This is a genomic window from Streptomyces sp. NPDC056883 (assembly GCF_042788835.1).
GTDB classification, from domain to species: domain Bacteria; phylum Actinomycetota; class Actinomycetes; order Streptomycetales; family Streptomycetaceae; genus Streptomyces; species Streptomyces stoeckheimensis.
In genome coordinates this window covers 612,626-629,806 of record NZ_JBHUBS010000003.1, presented here as the reverse complement: position 1 = coordinate 629,806, position 17,181 = coordinate 612,626, and the positions used below count along the sequence as shown (strand labels likewise).

Below are 17,181 nucleotides of genomic sequence, written 5' to 3'. Positions count from 1 at the left end.
CGCGTACTGGACGTACTCGGTTGCCCTGGCAGTGCGGCCAGGCGCGGTGCCAGGCGTCGCGGGCCCGGCAAGATCCGAAAGAGACGGCCTAGGCGCGCGGCTGCTTCGGGTGCTTGTCCTTGCCGCCCTTGCCCTTGCCGCCCTTGTCCTTGTCCTTGCCGCCCTTGCCGTGGTGGTCCCGCTTGTTCTCCAGGGTCACCACCAGGCGGTGGTCCGGGGTGGTCCCGTCCAGGTGGAGCGGACCGGTGACCCGGTTGCGGGGAAGGACGTAGCCCTCCGGCACGGCCGTTTCGACCACGTAGTACCAGCCCTCCTCCAGGCCCGGGAACGAGCACGCCCCGGCCCCGTCGGTGGCGCAGCCCGCCGTCACCTTGGTGTCGGCGTTGATGCCGCGCGTCTGGAGGCCGACGGTGCTGTTGGTCTCCTTCCACACCTCGAAGACCGCCCCGCGCAGCGGGCGCTTCGTCTTCGCGTCCTTCTTCAGGACCTCGATCGACCCTTCGTAGTCGGGATCCCCGGTCCGCTTGTCCGTGACCTCGACGACGAGGCCCGTCGTCACGTGGCTCGCGTCGAGGTCGAACGGCGTGACCGGGTTCACCGGCAGGTCGTAGCCGGCCGGTGCCTGCGTCTCCCGCCAGTAGTACCGCTCACCGACCGGGAGGTGGACCGTGCAGCTTCCCTGCGCGTCGGTGGTGCAGGACCCGGGGAGCTGGTCGTCGGGGTCCGCTCCGGTGGTCTGCAGGCCCGGCACGTTGTTGGTCTCGAGCCACAGCTCGAAGCGGGCCCCGGACAGCAGCTCCCCGCCGTCCGCGTCGGACTTGCGCAGCACCACTTCGGCACTGCCCGGAAGCTTCGCGTTGCTCATGCTCGCGCTCGCGCCGGCGGATGCGTTCTGCTCCGTCAGCGTCAGTTCGGCGACGGGGTTCTCCGCGAGCCGGTAGCCGTCCGGAGCCTGCGTCTCGCGCCAGTAGTACGTGCCGAGCGGGACGGTGCGGGAGCAGATGCCGCTCGCCGGGGTCACGCAGTCGTCGACCTTGGTGTCCCCGCCGGTGCTCGTGAACTGGGGTCCGGGGGCGCCGTTGGTCTCACGCCACAGTTCGTACGTGGCTCCGGCCAGCGGGTTGCCCGCGTCGTCCCGCTTGGTGACGGAGACGGCGCCCGTGACCGGGACGGTGTTCCCGCAGTCGGGCAGGTCGCCGTTGAAGGGGTACGCGTGGAACTCCTGGCCGCCGCCCCCGGTGCTGGTGTGGACGAGCTCGCCGGTGGTGAAGAAGCGGCCGTTGGTGCCGGGCAGGGTGACGGTGGTGCGCGAGGCCTGCTCGCCGACGAGCACGCTGCCCTGGAACTGGCCGCTGCCGACCAGCTGGACGGTGGTGGCGTCGGGGAAGTTCCACAGCAGCCGCGTGCGCAGGACGTTCCAGGGGTCGGCGCCCGCCCCGGTGTCGTTGATGGTGCCGCTGTAGGTGTTGAGGGTGCGGGCCGCGCCCGTGACGTTGACCAGGACGGTGGCGCCGGCCGGGATCCGGTCGAAGCGGATGCCGACGGCGCCGCCGGTCGGGTTCGCCAGGTCGAAGTCCACGTTGAAGACCTGGAGCGCGGAGGCGTTGTCCCCGGTGAAGACGGCGGTGCCGTCCATGACGACGGCCGTGCCCGTGGCCGGGCGCGGGCTGCCGTCGGTCCGGGCGTAGCAGCGGCTGGCCGCGGTGAGCTGGTCGCGCAGGCCGGCGTACGGGGTGATCGCGGCCGGGTCGGCCACCAGCGGGCCGGTGACGGTGCCGGGCCCGGGGGCGGTGCCCGCGTGGCGGACGACGCCGCCGTCGGAGATCAGCCGCTGCTGGGCGGCGACGGTGACGTTGCGGCCGGTGGTGAGGAAGTCCGATCCGGCCGGGGGCCGCACGAGCGAACCCGCGCCGACGATGCCGATGTTGTAGCCGCCGCCGGCCGCCGCCAGGTTCTTGTTCTGGTCGAAGCTGCCGAGGACGACGACCTTGCCCTCGGCCTCGGCGGCGCGCTCGCGGACCAGGAAGTCGGCGCCGACGAAGATGTTGATGTTCTCGTCGTAGCCGGCGGGGTTGGTGCCGACCTCGACCGGCGGGAACAGGGGCGGACACCCGGCCCCGAGGCAGGGACCGAGTCCGCCGGGCAGCGGGGCCCGCAAGGCGGCGGCATGCCGGGCCGGCGCCGGCTGCTGTCCGCCGGGGCCCGGCGCGGCCGGAGCCGCCAGGGCCGCGGGGGCACCTGCGGCCAGTACGGCCCCCAGGGCGAGCCCCAGGGGCCCGAGGGTCCACTTCCTTGCTGACATGACGCTCCGTCCGTCGCCCGCCGCCGCGTGCGTGCGGGCCCCGTACAGGCTGGCGGCGGGCTCCGGCGAGCCGGGCGGACCGACACTCCCCCGCTACGTCATTCCGGTAAGACAATCACTCGACTGGGGTGGGCGTCAGCCGAGCGCGGAGCCCGCGACCCAGGTGGGCCAGGACATGTTCCAGCCGCCCAGCCCGTTGTCCGGGGCGACCGTCTTGTCCTGCGAGTTGACGACCTCCACCACGTCGCCGACCAGGGTCCGGTCGAAGAACCAGCCGGCCGGGGTGTCCGAGCCGCCGCCCTTGTCGTCGCGCAGTCCGATGCAGCCGTGGCTGACGTTGGTGGAGCCGAAGGTGTCCGGGCTCGCCCAGTAGTTGCCGTGCAGGAAGGTCCCGGAGCGGGTGAGGCGGATGGCGTGCGGGACGTCGGGGATGTCGTACTCGCCGCCGAAGCCGACGGTCTGCCCGTTCATCCGGGTGACGTCGAAGAGCTCCATCACCACCATCTTCCCGTTGTAGGTCATGTTCTTCGGCGCCCCCGCGGTGATCGGCACGGTGGACAGCAGCTCGCCGTCGCGCCGGACCTCCATGGTGTGCGCGGCCGCGTCGACGGTGGAGATCTGGGAGCGGCCGACGGTGAAGCGCAGGGTCTTGTCCTGGATCCCGTAGGAGCCGGGGGCGCCCTCGACGTCCCGCAGGCCGATCTTCACCGTGACCTCGGTGCCGGGCTTCCAGTAGGTCTTGGGCCGGAAGTCGAGGCGCTCGTCGCCGAACCAGTGGCCCGCCACCTCCACGGCCGGGTCGGAGGTGATCGTGATGGCCCGCTCCACGTCGGCGCGGCGTTCGATGGACCGGCTGAACCCGAAGGAGATGATCATGCCGGTGCCGACGGTCGATCGGTTCTCGGGCTTGAAGTAGCCGATGAACCGCTCCTCGGGAACGTAGGTGGTGAAGGTGGTGTGCCGGGCCTGGCGACGGTTGTGCCCGTCGAGCGCGACCGCGTCGACGGTGTATTTGGCCGCGAGCGAGAGGCGGCCCGCTGCCGGGTCGGGGCTCCAGCTGAGCCCGTCGACGGCGATGGCGCCGGGCACCTTCTCCTCCTGGGCGTCCTCCACCTTGGTGACCACGACCCGCTCCAGACGGCCCTCGGGCACGGTGACCCGCAGCGGGCCCTCGGCCGGCACCCCCTTGGCGTTGTCGTCGGGGGTGATCCTGATCGCCTCGTCCGGTGACCGGGGTTTGCCGGGCAGCTGGATCTCGATCGGGGAGCCGCCGTTCTCGGTGCATCCGGCCAGGCCTCCGAGGAGGCCCGCCCATACCGCCACGGCGGCCAAGCCCGCCCCTGCCCGCCTCGTCAGAAAAGTCACGTTCCTCCAACGACCGGGCCCCTCCGGGGGAAACGTGGGCGCGGCCCACGTTCCAGGCAGGACAGTCCGGGCAGAACAGTGGGAAGGACCGGACGGGGGCGGGCCGCGGCAGGGACGCCGGGGCCGCAGTTCCCCCACCCCCGCAGGTACCGAGAGCCGTGGAGGCGGGCAGTGTCGAGCGCAGCCGAGGAACAGGCGGTGGAAGCCGTCGCGGGGACCGGGCATCCGAACGGGACGGGCCACCCCGACGGGACCGGGACCGGGACCGGACAGGGGACCGGAAACGGAAGCGCGGCCGGAAACGGAAGCGTGGCCGGGAACGGGAGCGGAAACGGGACGTTGAACGGCCAGGTCAGAGTCCATGCGGCGGGGGTACGGGAGCGGACCCGCCCCGGCCCGCCCGTGTGGCCCGGCTCCGCGCATCCGCTGGGCGCCCGGTTCCACCAGGGGCCGGACGGCACGGCGGGGACCAACTTCGCGCTGTGGGCCCAGGGCGCGGAGGCGGTGGAGGTCTGCCTCTTCGCGGAGGACGGCTCCGAGAGCCGCTGCACGCTGACGGAGCTGACCCACGAGATCTGGCACGGCTTCCTGCCGGGGGTCCGCCCCGGGCAGCGGTACGGATTCCGGGTGCACGGGCGCTGGGACCCGTGGACGGGGGCCCGCCACAATCCGGCGAAGCTGCTCCTGGACCCGTACGCGCGGGCCGTGGACGGGGACTTCCTGCTGCCGCCGGAGGTGTACGGGCACGTCCGCGACTGGCCGCAGCAGTACATCGCGGACACCGTGCGCGACGACCGCGACTCGGCACCGCACGTCCCGAAGGGGGTCGTGGTCCACGATGACGACGACTGGGCGGACGACGTCCGGCCGAAGACCCCGTGGGCCGATTCGGTCATCTACGAACTGCACGTGCGCGGCTTCACGATGCGCCATCCCGGCATCCCCGAGCACCTGCGCGGCACGTACGCGGGCCTCGCCCACCCGGCGGCGATCGAGCACCTGACCGGGCTCGGGGTGACGGCGGTGGAACTGCTGCCGGTCCACCAGTTCGCCCACGAGGACCACCTGCTGCGCCGGGGCCTGCGCAACTACTGGGGCTACAACTCGATCGGCTACTTCGCCCCGCACGCCGCGTACTCCTCCAGCGGTACGACCGGCCAGCAGGTCGGCGAGTTCAAGCGGATGGTCAAGGCGCTGCACGCGGCCGGGATCGAGGTCATCCTCGACGTGGTCTACAACCACACGGCGGAGGCCGGCGAGCTGGGCCCGACGCTGTCGCTGCGCGGGATCGACAACCGGGCGTACTACCGGCTCCAGTCGGACCAGCGCCGGTACGCGGACTACACCGGCTGCGGGAACACCCTGCACGCCGGGCGGCCGCACGTGCTGCGCCTGATCACCGACTCGCTGCGGTACTGGGTGACGGAGATGGGGGTGGACGGCTTCCGCTTCGACCTGGCGGCGGCGCTGGCCCGCTCGATGCACGACGTGGACATGCTCTCGCCGTTCCTCGCGGTGATCGCCCAGGATCCGGTGCTGCGACGGGTGAAGCTGATCGCCGAGCCGTGGGACGTGGGCTCGGGCGGATACCAGGTGGGGGCGTTCCCGCCGCTGTGGACGGAGTGGAACGACCGCTACCGGGACGCCGTGCGGGACTTCTGGCGCGGCGCCCTGCCCGACGTACGGGACCTCGGGTACCGGCTGTCGGGATCGAGCGACCTGTACGCGTGGGGCGGGCGGCGGCCGTACGCCTCGGTCAACTTCATCACCGCGCACGACGGTTTCACCCTGCGCGACCTGGTCTCGTACGAGTCCAAGCACAACGAGGAGAACGGCGAGGCGGGGCGGGACGGGACCAATGACAACCGGTCCTGGAACTGCGGGGTGGAGGGCGAGCCCGCGGAGGGCACGGATCCGCGGGTCGCGGCGCTGCGCCGGCGGCAGCTGCGCAACCTCCTGACCACGCTGCTGCTGTCGACCGGGGTGCCGATGCTGGTGGCGGGCGACGAGTTCGGCCGGACGCAGGGCGGCAACAACAACGCGTACTGCCAGGACAACGAGACGAGCTGGGTGGACTGGTCTCTGCTGGAGGACCCGTCCTGGCAGGCGCTGCTGGCGCTGTCCCGGCGGCTGCTGGCGTTGCGCCGGGCCCATCCGGTGCTGCGGCGCCGCGCGTTCTTCTCGGGGCGCTCGCAAGGGGCGGACGGGCTGCGGGACCTGGCCTGGTTCACCCCGGCGGGGGCGGAGATGACCGAGCGGGACTGGTACGCCCCGGCCGGGTCGGTGGGCCTGTACCTGTCGGGGCAGGACATCCCGGGCCGCGACGAGCGCGGGCGGCAGGTCACGGACGACAGCTTCCTGGCGCTGCTGCACGCCGGGGACCGGCCGGTGGCGTGGGTGCTGCCGGGGGCGCCGTGGGGCCGCGCGTATGAACTGGTCCTGGACACCTCCCGGGAGGACCAGGCGGCGGCGCCCGCCACCGTGCACCGCGGGGGCGAGAGCGTGACCGTCCCGGCCCGTGCGGTGCTGCTGCTGAAGGTGGTGGGCCCGGCCTGATCCGGAAGCCGTGCCCCCGAGCCGGTCGGGAGCCTTCGGAACACCCTGCAATGATGTGGCCTTCGTACGCACGCACGCGTATACGGATGTTCGAGGGGTTGTGTCGATGGCGAGTGTCGGAACCGCGTTGCGGGAGCTGCGCGGGGCGCAGAAGTCGGCGAAGGGCGTGTCGCTCTACTCCCGGTTCGTCAACCGGCCCGTCGGACGGTACCTGGCCGCCGGGTCGTACGCGCTCGGGCTCACCCCGAACCAGGTGACGCTCATCAGCGCCGCCCTGAGTTTCGCGGGTGCGGCCACCGTCGCCCTGGTCCCGCCCTCGTGGGCGCTGGGGCTCGCGGTGTGGGCCCTGCTCGCCGTCGGCTTCGCCTTCGACTCCGCCGACGGACAGCTCGCCCGGCTCCGCGGGGGCGGCAGTGCGGCGGGCGAGTGGCTGGACCACGTCGTGGACTGCGCGAAGCTCACCGCGCTCCACACCTGCGTGCTGATCGCCTTCTACCGCTTCCCCGAGGCCTACGGGATCGGCGCCGGGGCGGACGGAGCCGCCTCGGCCGGGTGGCTGCTGGTGCCCCTGGGCTTCCAGCTCGCCGCGGTCGTGACCTTCTTCGGGGGGCTGCTGACGGAGAAGCTCAAGCCGAAGCCGGCGCCGGGGAGCGCGGCCGCCGCGCCGTCGACCCTGCGCGCGGTGGCGCTGCTGCCCGTGGACTACGGGGTGTTCTGCCTGGTGTTCCTGCTCCTCGGCGGCAGCGGCGCGTTCCGCTGGGCCTACGCCGGGGCGGGTGTGATGGCCGCGCTGTTCCTGCTGGCGTTCCTCGCGAAGTGGTACCGGGAGCTCGGCGCCGTACCGAAGTGACCGGGGCCGGGGCCCCGCCGGCCGCCCTGCCCCGCCGTCGCGCCGCTCAGCCCCGCTGTTCCGTGGCGAGCGGTTCCGACAGCACGTCGAGGGCCCGGCGCAGCTGGGTGCTGGAGGTGTGGACCGTGTACGGGAAGTAGACGACCTCGACCCCGTGCACGGCGAAGTCCCTTTCCAGCTGGTCGCCCTTGGGGGTGCCGCGCCAGTCGTCGCCCTTGAATATGACGTCGAACCGGACCTGCTTCCACGTTTCGACCTTGTCCGGGACGGTCTCGACGAAAGCGGCGTCCACGTACTGCACGCTGCGGACGATCTCGAGCCGCTCGACGAGCGGGATCACCGGGCGTCGCCCCTTGGCGAGTTCCGCCATCTCGTCGGACACGACACCGGCCACCAGGTAGTCGCACTGACTCCGGGCGTGGCGAAGGATGTTGAGGTGTCCGATATGGAAGAGATCGTAGGCACCTGGTGCATATCCGATGCGGTGTGGTCTACGTCCAGGCTCGGCAAATTCCGACATGTCCTGCTCCGTCACGTGTTATCCCCCAGAAGCCGCACACCCCGGTGTGGCGGATTAGCAGACAATAGCGTGCACGTTCCCCCTGTTGCCGGTGAACGAATAGGGTGACGTGCGCATCATCCTGGTGAGAGGGGGACGTCCAGTGTCGAAATCCGGTCAGCGGCGCCTGCTGCTGGTTTCCACGAATTACGCCCCCGAGCACACGGGCATCGGCCCGTACGCCACCCAGATCGCGGAGCACTGGGCGGATCTCGGTCACGAGACCCACGTCCTGGCGGGCATGCCGCACTACCCGGCCTGGTCCGTCGAGCCGGAGTACAAGGGGGCGCTGCGGCGCACGGAACAGCGCGCGGGCGTCACCGTGCACCGGCGCGCGCACACCGTCCCCCCGCGCCAAACCGCCCTCCGGCGGGCCCTTTTCGAAGGATCGATTCTGCTGCACGGCTCCGTGGCCCCGCCCCGGATGGCCAAGCCGGACGCGGTCCTCGCCCAGATGCCGAGCCTGGCCGGCGGCCTGGTGGCCGCCCGTCTCGCGGCACGCTGGAAGGTCCCCTTCGTCCCGGTCGTCCAGGACCTGATGGGCGCCGCCGCCGCACAGAGCGGGATCAGCGGCGGGGACAAGGCGGCCGCGTTCGCCGGGCGGGCCGAGGCCCACGCCCTGAAGCGGGCCGCCCTCGTCGGTGTGATCCACGAGACGTTCGTCGACCGGGTCGTCGGCATGGGCGTGGACCCCAAGCGGATCCGGCTCGTCCCCAACTGGTCCCACGTGGCGCTGCCCACCAAGCCGCGCGGCCGGACCCGCCACCACCTCGGGTGGGCTCCCGGCCAGACCGTCGTCCTGCACTCCGGGAACATGGGGCTCAAGCAGGGGCTGGAGGTCCTCGTCGGCGCCGCCCGGCTCGACCCGAGCGTCCGTTTCGTGCTGATGGGCGACGGAAGCCAGCGCTCCGCCCTCGCCGACCTGGCGGCCGATGTTCCCAATCTCGACATCATCCCCCCTGCCGCGGACGGCGAGTTCCCGGATATCCTCGCCGCGGCGGACGTGCTCGCGGTCACGCAGCACGCCGCCGTGATGGACATGAGCGTGCCGTCCAAGCTGACCTCGTACTTCCAGGCCGGCCGTCCCGTCGTCGCCTCCGTCGCGGCGCTGGGCGGGACCGCCCAGGAAGTGGAGCGCTCGGGCGCCGGGGTGCTCGTACCGCCGGAGAACCCGGAGGCCCTGCTGAAGGCCGTACGGGCGCTGGCCGAGGACCCCGCGGGCGCGGACGCGCTGGGGGCGGCCGGGCCGCGCCACGTGGCGGCGCACCTGAGCCGCGAGGCGGGCCTCGCCCGCATCGACGCACTGATGGACGAAGCACTTGGGGGTCCCCGGCCGTGATCGAGACCAACCGACCGGCAGCGGCTCCGGCCGAGGACGAACCGGACCTGCTCCGGGACCAGTTCCGCCAGCTCCTGCGCTACCGCCGGCTCATCGGCGCGGGCGTGGGCATCGGCCTGCTCGGCGGGGTCTACCTCGGCGTCTCCACGGCGGACACCTACGTGGCCACCGCCGACATCGTGCTGCGCGCACCCACCGACGACCCCTTCAACCCGAGCCTCGCCCCCGACAAGGCGATCAACATCGGCTCGGAGCGGCAGGTCGCGCTCTCCAGCTCCATAGCCAACGAGGCCGCGAAGAAGCTCGGGGTCTCGTCCACCGACTTCTCGGCCCTGCGCGCCGGTCTGCAGGTGACCAACCCCCCGCAGACGATGGTGCTGCGCTTCACCTACACCGCCTCCTCCCCCGCCCAGGCCGCCAAGCGCGCCAACGCGATGACCGAGGCCTACCTGCTCAAGCGGCAGGAAGCCCTCGACGTCACCCGCGACAAGATGGTCAAGGGCTACCAGGAGCAGCGCGATCCGGTGGTCAAGCAGCTCGAGGAGCTGTCCAAGCAGATCACCGGCATGCCGGCCGGTCCGGCGCGGGACGCCGCGTACTCCGCAAAGACCGACCAGCAGGGCAAGATCAACACCCTCAACGGCAACATCGCCAAGCTCCAGGCCCTGGACATGACCCCGGGCCGGGTCACCAGCACCGCGGTGCCGCCGCACGGGGCCGACGGCCCCGGACTGCCCATGTCGCTCGCGCTCGGCGCGGCCGTGGGCCTCGCGCTGGGCCTGCTCGGCGCCTGGGTGCGCCTCGTCTTCGACCCGGCTCCGCGCTCCGAGGGCGACGTCGCCCGGGCCCTGCGCGCGCCGGTACTGGGTTCCCTGCCGCGGGGCAAGGCCGACGGCGGGCCGCTGCTCGCGGCGGGCGAGGAGGACCCCCGGCTGGCCGAGGAGTTCCGCTCGGTGGCCTTCCGTCTCGCCTACGACGCCCGCTTCGCGGACCGGCGCCGCCTCCTGGTGGTCGCCCCGCGCGGCAGCAGTGAGATCGCCGCCGCCGTGGCGGTGAACCTGGCCGCCTCCTTCGCGGAGACCGGCAAGGACGTGCTCCTCATCGAGGCCGACCTGCGCACCCCGGTCCTGGCCAGCCAGCTGCCCACCGACGCCGCCGGCCGGCCGCGCTGGAGCCAGTCGCAGGGCGCCCCCGGCGCGCAGCACGGGGAGACCGAGTGGCCCGACGGCCGCCAGCTCCTCGTGGACGCCGGGGAATCGGGCAGTTTCGACCTGATCCCGGGCGAGCGGGTGCGCAACGTACCCCGCGCGCTGACCTCGCAGCGGGCCTCCCGGCTGATCTCCGAGGCCGACTCCCCCAACTCCACCGTCGTGGTGCTCGCCCCGCCCGTGCTCTCGTACGCCGACGCCCTCGCGCTCGTCGACCGCGTCGACGGGGTCCTGGTGGTCTGCAACCCCGGTGCGGTGCGCCGCACCGACCTCTCCCGCATCCGCGAGCTGATCAGCGGGGCCGGCGGCACGGTGCTGGGCGCCGTCCTGCACGCACCGCTGCCGGGCGAGAAGAAGCGCGGCCTCGGCCGGGCCCCCAAGGGCGGCGACCCCGCCGCAGAGGAGCCCCGGCCCGCGCCGCCCGCGCCCGCGCCCCGGCCCGGTTCGCGGGAGCCGCAGCCGATCCCGTACGAGGTGGCCGCCGCCGACGCCGCTCAGCACATCCCGGGCGACGGCACCGACACGGTCGCCCTGCGTACGGTCCGCACGGGCCGGCGGTGAGCCGGCGCGGCCTCGCGGCGGTCGCCTCGGTGCTGGACCAGGCCGCGTCCAGCGCCACGAACATCCTGGTCCTGGTGCTGGCCGCCCGGCTCTCCTCGGCGGCCGGCTTCGCCGACTTCACGATGGTCTACGTGACCTTCACCGTGCTGCTCGGCCTGAACATGGCCTACGTCGGCCAGACCCTGGTGCTGGAGAAGGACGACCGCGCCACCGGCGGCCTCGCCGCGGCCTGCCGCTCGGGGCTCTCCTTCACCGGGGCCGCCTCGACTGCGGTCGGCGCCGTGGTGGCCCTCGTGGGCCTGCTGCTGCCCGGGGCCACCGGACGGGCGTTCCTCGCGCTGGGACTCGTCCTGCCCTTGGTGCTGCTCCAGGACGGGCTGCGCTACTGCTTCTCCGCGCTGCGGGCGCCCCAGCGGGCGCTGGCCGCCGACGCGCTGCGCCTCGCCTGCGTGGTGCCCGCACTGCTGCTCCAGCCCGAGGGCGCGTCGGCCGGGCGCCTGGTGCTGGTGTGGGGGGTGTCGGCGCTGCCCGCGCTCGCGCTGGGCCTGTGGCTGCTGCGGCCCTCGGTGCGCGGCGCCGCCGCCGACCTGCGGCCGTACCTGCGGCGCGGGCACCTCGGGCAGCGGTTCGTGCTCGAGTTCGCCGTGGGCAACGGCTCCAGCCAGCTCGCCGTCCTGGGACTCGGCGTCTTCGCGACCCCGCTGGCCGTGGGAGCGCTGCGCGGCGCGACCACCCTCTTCGGACCGCTCAACGTGCTGTTCAACTCCGCGAACTCCTTCGGGCCGCCGGTCGTCGGCCGGGCGTCGGGGAAGCGGGGCGTGGTCCGGCTGACCGCGCTGATGGGCGGCGCGCTCGCGGTGACCGGCGCCGCGTGGGGGGCCGTGCTGTACGCGCTGCCGGAGCGGGCCGGCCGCGAACTGCTCGGCGACACCTGGCAGGCGGCGGCCGCGCTGCTGCCCGCGACCGGCGCGCAGTACGCCGTCATGGGGCTCGGCACCTGTGCGCTGCTGACCCTGCGGGTGCTGAACCCGAAGGCCACCCTCTCGCTCCAGGTGGTGTTCTCGCTGCTGTCGGTGGGGCTGCTGCTGGGCGGGTACGCCGTCTGGGGCGTGGCCGGGGCCGCCTGGGGCCTCGCCCTCGGCTCCGCCTCGAAGGCCGCGGCGGGCTGGCTGCGCGTGGCCCGGCTGCCCGCCCCCGCACCGGACCCCGAACCGGCCGCCGCGGGCCCCTCGGACCAGGTCCGGGCGGCCTGAGGCCGGGCTCCCGGGGGGGGCAGCCCGGGGGCGCCGTCAGGCCGGGAGTCGCGAGTCGCCGTCAGGCCGGGGTGGCGCCGAAGCCCGCTTCGATCAGGGCGAACAGCTCGCGCATGGCCTGGTGCTGGTCCTCCTGACCGCGGATCAGGCTCGCGGTGTCCATCACGAAGCGGGCCAGCGCGGCGGACCTCAGGTCGCCTTCGGGGGCGCCGGCCTCCTCCGCGATGGCGGCGGCGAGCGCGACCTCGTGGCGCCGCCACATCCGGTCCCAGTACTCCTGCAGCTCCGGCGTCTCCCGGACCAGGCCGATGTGCGCGATCACCGCCGGGTCGTCGATCCGCCGGCTCGCCCGGGTCTCCACGAAGTGCTCGCGCAGGGAGTGCAGGACCGACTGCCCGGGCGCGCGGTCCCGTACGGCCGAGACGAGCGCGGCCTCGACGTCCTCGTCCTCGTCGAAGACCAGCGCTTCCTTGCTCGGGAAGTGCTTGAACAGCGTGGTCACCGAGACGTCGGCCGCCTCCGCCACGTCACGGACGCCGACCTTGTCGTACCCGTGCTCCAGGAACAGGCTCAGCGCGGCATCGGCCAGGGCCTTGCGGGTCTGGGCCTTCTTGCGCTCGCGGCGCCCCACGGTCTCGGTCATGGCACCACTGTACCGGCGGTGCGTATCAGGTGCACAAGTTGAGTGGTTCCACGTTTAGCGCAGGGAGGTGGACCGGTCCTGCCGGTACGTGGCCACGAGCGCCAGGCACATCCCCGCGATGGCGATCCGGCCCGAAGCCTGGAGCAGCGGCCCGCGCAGCAGGATGAAGGAGTACCCCGCGACCAGCGGGACCACCGTGGAGATCAGACTGCCGGGCGGCGAACTGCGCCGTGCGCGCTTCGCGTAACGCCGGTCGACGCGGGCGGAGGCGTACCCCATCCCCAGGAGCCCCGCCCCCATGCCCAGCGGCCCGAAGTCGAGCCACAGCTCGGCCCAGATCGGCGAGGAGAGGTTGGTGTTGACCGTGCCCATCCACTGGCCGACCATCACGCCGGTGTCGCGCGGCTTGCCCGACCACACCGAGCGCGGCACCGCGAAGAAGACCGATCCCGCGAGCTGGCGCCCGTAGGAATGGCCGGGGCCCGATTCGGCGAAGGTGATCGTGTTCGCGAACATGCCGATCTGGTCGTAGTCCTTGAGCGCCATCGGCTCCAGGAACGAGGTCGTCTCGACCGGCTTGTAGTTCTTCTCGTCGTAGCGGAAGCGGTCCGCGAACGGGAAGATCAGGAGGGCGACCACCACGGCCATGGAAAGCGCCACCCGGTACATCGCGGCGCTCACCGGGAAGACGGTGAAGAGCAGCGAGAACATGACCGTGAGGAACCAGTAGCGCGGGTTGGAGATCGGGTTGTTGACGATCAGGTTGAGGACCACGAGCGCCGACCACGTGGTGATGATCGACATCTTGCGGCGGGCGAACTTCGAGGTGATCAGCCAGCGCGTGTACAGCAGCAGGGCCAACAGCGCGGGGACCGTGCCGAATCCGCGCAGCAGGGCCTGCCCCGCCTGGCCGTCCTGGGAGACGCCCGCCTCCTCGATGCCCGCGATGATCTCCTGGCGGCTGGAGAAGAACACCGCCGGACCGCCGAGCTTCACGATCAGGGCCGCCCCGCCCAGGAACGCCACGCCGGTCAGCACGTAGAGGCGCCTGCGGTGCGCCATGACCGGGCGCGGCTCCTTCAGCGAACCGCCCGCGCGGCCGGCCGGCCGGTGCCGGGCCAGCAGCACGCCCACGTCGAAGACGGCGCAGCCGAGCAGCACCAGGCCGATGGCGGCGGTGAGGTCGGAGCGCGGGCCGACGACGGGGGTCGGGACCTGGCCGAGCACGGCCTGCGCGAGGGGGGCCACGCCCATGGCCATGTAGACGAAGAGCCAGAAGGAGCCCTGGAGCAGCTTGCGGCGGCTGGTCAGGACCATCGCCGAGAGCCGGGCGCCCGCGTACATGGTGAGCAGGAGCTGGAGCCAGAAGGCGGCATCGTGCTGACCGGCGCCGGGCTGCACGGCGACGAAGAGGGGCAGGAAGACGGTGAATCCGAGGGCCAGCGGGACGGAGAGCGCCCGGGAGAGCAGGGTCCGCGGCGTGGTGACCCGCCCCCAGGTCTTCTCCTCGCCCGGCCGCGGCGGCACCGGCCTGACCGCCCTGGCAGCGGTCCCGCGCATGTCGGTCGCCACGCTTGCCCCCACCCCCTGTGCCTGATCCGGCCGCAGTCTAGTCTGAGCGGTCGGCGCCCGGGGAGGCGCCTTCGGAGGCGCCGTTGGGGCCGCAGTGCGAGGGGGTGCCCGTGCGTGATCTTCCTGCCTTCACGCTGGCCGGATACGACAAGGGGCGCGGGCGGCTGACCCAGGCGCTCTGGTTCGCCGTGATGAACACGCTCTTCATGAGCTGGCTGTGCCCCGCCCGGCTGCGGGTCGCGCTGCTGCGGGCCTTCGGGGCGCGGATCGGCGAAGGGGTGCTGATCCGCCACCGGGTCCGGGTGCTGTGGCCCTGGAAGCTGACCGTGGGCGACCACGCGTGGATCGGCGAGGGCGCCTGGATACTCAACCTGGAGCCCGTGACGATCGGCGCGCACGCCTGCGTCTCGCAGGAGGCGCTGCTGTGCACCGGCTCGCACGACCACCGGGCCGCCGATTTCCGCTACCGCAACGCGCCGGTCACCGTCGAGGACGGCGCGTGGGTGGCGGTACGGGCCACCGTGCTGGCCGGGGTGACCATCGGCCGGTGCGCGGTCGCCGGCGCCGGGTCCGTGGTCCACAAGGACCTCCCCGCGCTGACCCTGCAGACCCAGGACGGGCACCGCCGCCCGGTCGAGGAGCCGAAATGAACGCCGACCCGGTGAAGCCCGCCTTGAGGGTCCTGCACGCCGTCACCCTGCACTCCCCCACGCACGCCTTCGGCGGCCCGGTACGGGTCGCGTTGAACCTGGCCAAGGGGCTGCGGGCCCGCGGCCACGAGGCGAACCTGCTGGCACTGGGCGAGGGGTTCCCGGAGCCCTGGCCCACCTCGGTGGAGGGGGTACCGGCGAAGCTCTTCCCCGCCCGGCGCCTGCTCCCCCTCGGCTTCAGCGGGATGACCTCGCCGGCCCTGCTCGCCTCCGCGGGCCGCCTGGTGCGGGGCGCCGACGTGGTCCACGTCCACCTGGCGCGGGACCTGGTCACCCTGCCCGTCGCCCTGGCGGCGCTGCGGGCCGGCATCCCGCTGGTCCTGCAGACCCACGGCATGGTCGACCCGAGCGGGAAGCTGCTGGCCAAGGTGCTGGACGCGGTGGCGGTACGCCGTCTGCTGCGCGGCGCCGACGCGCTCCTCTACCTCACCCCGCACGAGCGCGAAGGCCTCGACGCCGTGGCCGGGGCGCCCCTCCCGAACACCGTCCGCCTGGTCAACGGCACCCCGGCCCAGGACGAGCGCCCCGCCCCGTCCGGGCCTCCGCGGATCCTCTACTCGGCCCGCCTGCAGGCCCGCAAACGCCCGGTGGACTTCGTGGACGCCGCCCCGGCCGTCCTGGCGGTGCACCCGGACGCGGAGTTCGTCGTGGCCGGCCCGGACGAGGGCGAACTCGCGGCGGTGCGCGCCCGGATCACGGAGCTGGGCCTCTCCGCGCGCTTCACGGTCCCGGGAGCCCTGTCCGGCACGGAGGTCCTGACGGAGCTGCGCCGCGCCCACGTCTACGTACTGCCCTCGGTGGACGAGCCGTTCCCGATGTCGGTCCTGGAGGCCCTGTCGGTGGGCGTCCCCTCGGTGGTGACCCACTCCAACGGCCTGGCCCGCGACATCGCCCGCGCGGGCGCGGGCCGCGCGGTCGACCCGGGCCCGGCGGGCGTCGCGGAAGCGGTCCTGTCCCTCCTGGACCCGTCCGAGAACGCCACGTCCTCGAAGTCCGCCCGCGAACTGGCCGCGTCCGCCTTCTCGATGGACGCCGTCCTGGACACGCTGCTGGGGGTCTACGGGGACATCTCCCCCTGACAAGGCTCAGAGGCCGCGGCGGGTTTCGTCCACCACCGGGAGGGCGCCGACTCGGCGGCGCTTGAGGACGTTCGCGTAGACCGCGAGGCCTATGGCGCCCGCGACCATCATGATGACCCCGACCAGGTCGAGGTTGACGCTCTGCAGCTGCCAGTCGCTCGCGAAGGTGAGGATGGCCCCCACCACGATCAGGCCTATGCAACCGCTGATGCCCCTCATCGCATTCGCCTCCAGCCTCGTGGACGGGGTGCAGCCCCGCCGTCTGGAGGCGCGGATGCCCCCGATGCGGGAACGAAAACGCCCCCGGTGCCCGGGAGTCCGGGCGGCGGGGGCGTTCGGGGCGGGTGGCGGAGGGCCTACGCCGGGATCCAGGCGTAGCAGCCGTTCGAGACGAACTGGGCCGTGCCCGCCGGGATCTTGGCGGTGATCTTGTCGCCCGGCTTCAGCGGGGTCTCCGGGCCCGAGGCGAGGGCGGCGCCGTCCTTGCCCTTGGCCTCCCAGGTGCACGTGGTGCTCTGGGTCAGCGCGCGGTACGTGCCCGCCGCCGGGGATTCCTTCGTACCGTCCGGGAAGCCCTTCGCCGAGGCGTCGAGGACCGGCTTCTGCTCCGGGCAGAGGAAGGTGATCGCGTCCTTCGCGCCCGGGATCTCCCCGGCGACGAGGGCGCCGACCGCCGCGTCCTTGTCCCGCTTCGCCGTGCGCTCCACCCGCTGGCAGGACTCCTGGCCGCTCTGCAGGACGGCCGCCGGGTCCATCTTCTCCGGGACCCTGCCGCTCAGGTACTGCTTCTGCGGAGCGGTGAAGCTGCCCGTCTTCGGGACGAGCTTCGCGTCCGGCAGGACGGCACCCGTCGGCTTCGCGTCCGGCGCGGCCGTCGCCGGGGCGTCCGTGGCGTCGGCCGGGTCGGGGGCCGACGAGGCGGCCGGCGGCTTGGGCGAGGCGGCCGAGGCTTCGGACTTGCCGTCGCCGCCCGAACTGCAGGCCGTCAGCGTCAGGGCGGCGGCGAGCAGGACAGCGGCCGCCGCGGAGCGTCGGTACATGAGGTGGCTCCCGTACGTAAGAGAGGGGAGTGGGGGGGGGGGGGGGGGGGGGAAAAACAAACCCCCCCACCCCCCCCCCCGCCCCCCCCCCCCCCCCCACCCGCGGGCCCTACCCTCTTTCCCCCCCCTCCCCCCCCCCCCCCC

The 17,181-nt window shown here is 73.2% G+C and carries 14 protein-coding genes; 7 read left to right on the top strand and 7 right to left on the bottom strand.

Annotated elements, in window-relative coordinates:
• Nucleotides 1–88 precede the first annotated feature (88 nt).
• Nucleotides 89–2,302, bottom strand: coding sequence for a choice-of-anchor A family protein (locus ACFRU2_RS11880; protein ID WP_382970799.1), 2,214 nt, complete (start codon nt 2,300–2,302; stop codon nt 89–91).
• 135 nt (nt 2,303–2,437) lie between these two features.
• Complete coding sequence (locus tag ACFRU2_RS11875) at nt 2,438–3,634, bottom strand: Ig-like domain-containing protein (RefSeq protein ID WP_382970796.1); 1,197 nt, start codon at nt 3,632–3,634, stop codon at nt 2,438–2,440.
• 372 nt (nt 3,635–4,006) lie between these two features.
• Between ACFRU2_RS11875 and glgX the strand changes: the two genes are divergently transcribed.
• Both glgX and ACFRU2_RS11865 read left to right on the top strand, forming a co-directional pair.
• Nucleotides 4,007–6,223, top strand: a complete 2,217-nt coding sequence (gene glgX, locus ACFRU2_RS11870) for a glycogen debranching protein GlgX (protein WP_382970885.1) — start codon at nt 4,007–4,009, stop codon at nt 6,221–6,223.
• Between the two features lie 106 nt (nt 6,224–6,329).
• Nucleotides 6,330–7,073 carry a CDP-alcohol phosphatidyltransferase family protein gene (locus ACFRU2_RS11865; protein WP_382970793.1) on the top strand — a complete coding sequence of 248 codons (744 nt, stop codon included), beginning with the start codon at nt 6,330–6,332 and terminating at the stop codon, nt 7,071–7,073.
• A gap of 46 nt (nt 7,074–7,119) precedes the next feature.
• Here ACFRU2_RS11865 and ACFRU2_RS11860 read toward each other — a convergent pair whose 3' ends face one another.
• A complete protein-coding gene (locus ACFRU2_RS11860) occupies nt 7,120–7,593 on the bottom strand; it encodes an adenylyltransferase/cytidyltransferase family protein (protein WP_250744809.1) in 474 nt (157 codons plus the stop codon).
• A gap of 172 nt (nt 7,594–7,765) precedes the next feature.
• Between ACFRU2_RS11860 and ACFRU2_RS11855 the strand changes: the two genes are divergently transcribed.
• Genes ACFRU2_RS11855 through ACFRU2_RS11845 form a run of 3 tightly spaced genes read left to right on the top strand, consistent with a single transcriptional unit; the run spans nt 7,766 to nt 11,993 of the window.
• Nucleotides 7,766–8,971 carry a glycosyltransferase gene (locus tag ACFRU2_RS11855; protein WP_382970883.1) on the top strand — a complete coding sequence of 402 codons (1,206 nt, stop codon included), beginning with the start codon at nt 7,766–7,768 and terminating at the stop codon, nt 8,969–8,971.
• Nucleotides 8,968–10,740, top strand: a complete 1,773-nt coding sequence (locus tag ACFRU2_RS11850) for a lipopolysaccharide biosynthesis protein (protein WP_382970790.1) — start codon at nt 8,968–8,970, stop codon at nt 10,738–10,740. Before ACFRU2_RS11855 ends, ACFRU2_RS11850 begins: the two co-directional genes overlap by 4 nt.
• Nucleotides 10,737–11,993 (top strand): hypothetical protein, encoded by a 1,257-nt coding sequence (locus ACFRU2_RS11845; RefSeq protein ID WP_382970787.1) that lies wholly within the window; start codon nt 10,737–10,739, stop codon nt 11,991–11,993. Before ACFRU2_RS11850 ends, ACFRU2_RS11845 begins: the two co-directional genes overlap by 4 nt.
• A 61-nt stretch (nt 11,994–12,054) precedes the next feature.
• On the opposite strand, the gene ACFRU2_RS11840 is transcribed toward ACFRU2_RS11845, so the two are convergent.
• Both ACFRU2_RS11840 and ACFRU2_RS11835 read right to left on the bottom strand, forming a co-directional pair.
• Nucleotides 12,055–12,636: a TetR/AcrR family transcriptional regulator gene (locus ACFRU2_RS11840; protein ID WP_382970784.1), complete on the bottom strand. Its 582-nt coding sequence runs from the start codon at nt 12,634–12,636 to the stop codon at nt 12,055–12,057.
• A gap of 54 nt (nt 12,637–12,690) precedes the next feature.
• Entirely contained in the window at nt 12,691–14,196 is a 1,506-nt protein-coding gene (locus ACFRU2_RS11835) for a hypothetical protein (protein ID WP_382970880.1), read from the bottom strand.
• Between the two features lie 122 nt (nt 14,197–14,318).
• Here ACFRU2_RS11835 and ACFRU2_RS11830 point away from each other — a divergent pair, with 122 nt between their 5' ends.
• Both ACFRU2_RS11830 and ACFRU2_RS11825 read left to right on the top strand, forming a co-directional pair.
• Nucleotides 14,319–14,858, top strand: coding sequence for a WcaF family extracellular polysaccharide biosynthesis acetyltransferase (locus tag ACFRU2_RS11830; protein WP_382970782.1), 540 nt, complete (start codon nt 14,319–14,321; stop codon nt 14,856–14,858).
• 23 nt (nt 14,859–14,881) lie between these two features.
• Nucleotides 14,882–15,997 (top strand): glycosyltransferase, encoded by a 1,116-nt coding sequence (locus ACFRU2_RS11825; protein ID WP_382970877.1) that lies wholly within the window; start codon nt 14,882–14,884, stop codon nt 15,995–15,997.
• A gap of 6 nt (nt 15,998–16,003) precedes the next feature.
• Here the strand turns inward: ACFRU2_RS11825 and ACFRU2_RS11820 are convergent, their stop codons facing one another.
• Nucleotides 16,004–16,216 (bottom strand): hypothetical protein, encoded by a 213-nt coding sequence (locus ACFRU2_RS11820; protein WP_382970779.1) that lies wholly within the window; start codon nt 16,214–16,216, stop codon nt 16,004–16,006.
• A 137-nt stretch (nt 16,217–16,353) separates the two neighbouring features.
• Complete coding sequence (locus tag ACFRU2_RS11815; RefSeq protein ID WP_382970776.1) at nt 16,354–17,037, bottom strand: hypothetical protein; 684 nt, start codon at nt 17,035–17,037, stop codon at nt 16,354–16,356.
• Nucleotides 17,038–17,181: the final 144 nt, after the last annotated feature.

Excerpts from the sequence above, each read along its gene's own strand:
- ACFRU2_RS11880 (WP_382970799.1), bottom strand. The coding sequence starts at position 2,302 with ATGTCAGCAAGGAAGTGGACCCTCGGGCCCCTGGGGCTCGCCCTGGGG.
- ACFRU2_RS11865 (WP_382970793.1), top strand. The coding sequence starts at position 6,330 with ATGGCGAGTGTCGGAACCGCGTTGCGGGAGCTGCGCGGGGCGCAGAAG.
- ACFRU2_RS11860 (WP_250744809.1), bottom strand. The coding sequence starts at position 7,593 with ATGTCGGAATTTGCCGAGCCTGGACGTAGACCACACCGCATCGGATAT.
- ACFRU2_RS11840 (WP_382970784.1), bottom strand. The coding sequence starts at position 12,636 with ATGACCGAGACCGTGGGGCGCCGCGAGCGCAAGAAGGCCCAGACCCGC.
- ACFRU2_RS11835 (WP_382970880.1), bottom strand. The coding sequence starts at position 14,196 with ATGCGCGGGACCGCTGCCAGGGCGGTCAGGCCGGTGCCGCCGCGGCCG.
- ACFRU2_RS11820 (WP_382970779.1), bottom strand. The coding sequence starts at position 16,216 with ATGAGGGGCATCAGCGGTTGCATAGGCCTGATCGTGGTGGGGGCCATC.
- ACFRU2_RS11815 (WP_382970776.1), bottom strand. The coding sequence starts at position 17,037 with ATGTACCGACGCTCCGCGGCGGCCGCTGTCCTGCTCGCCGCCGCCCTG.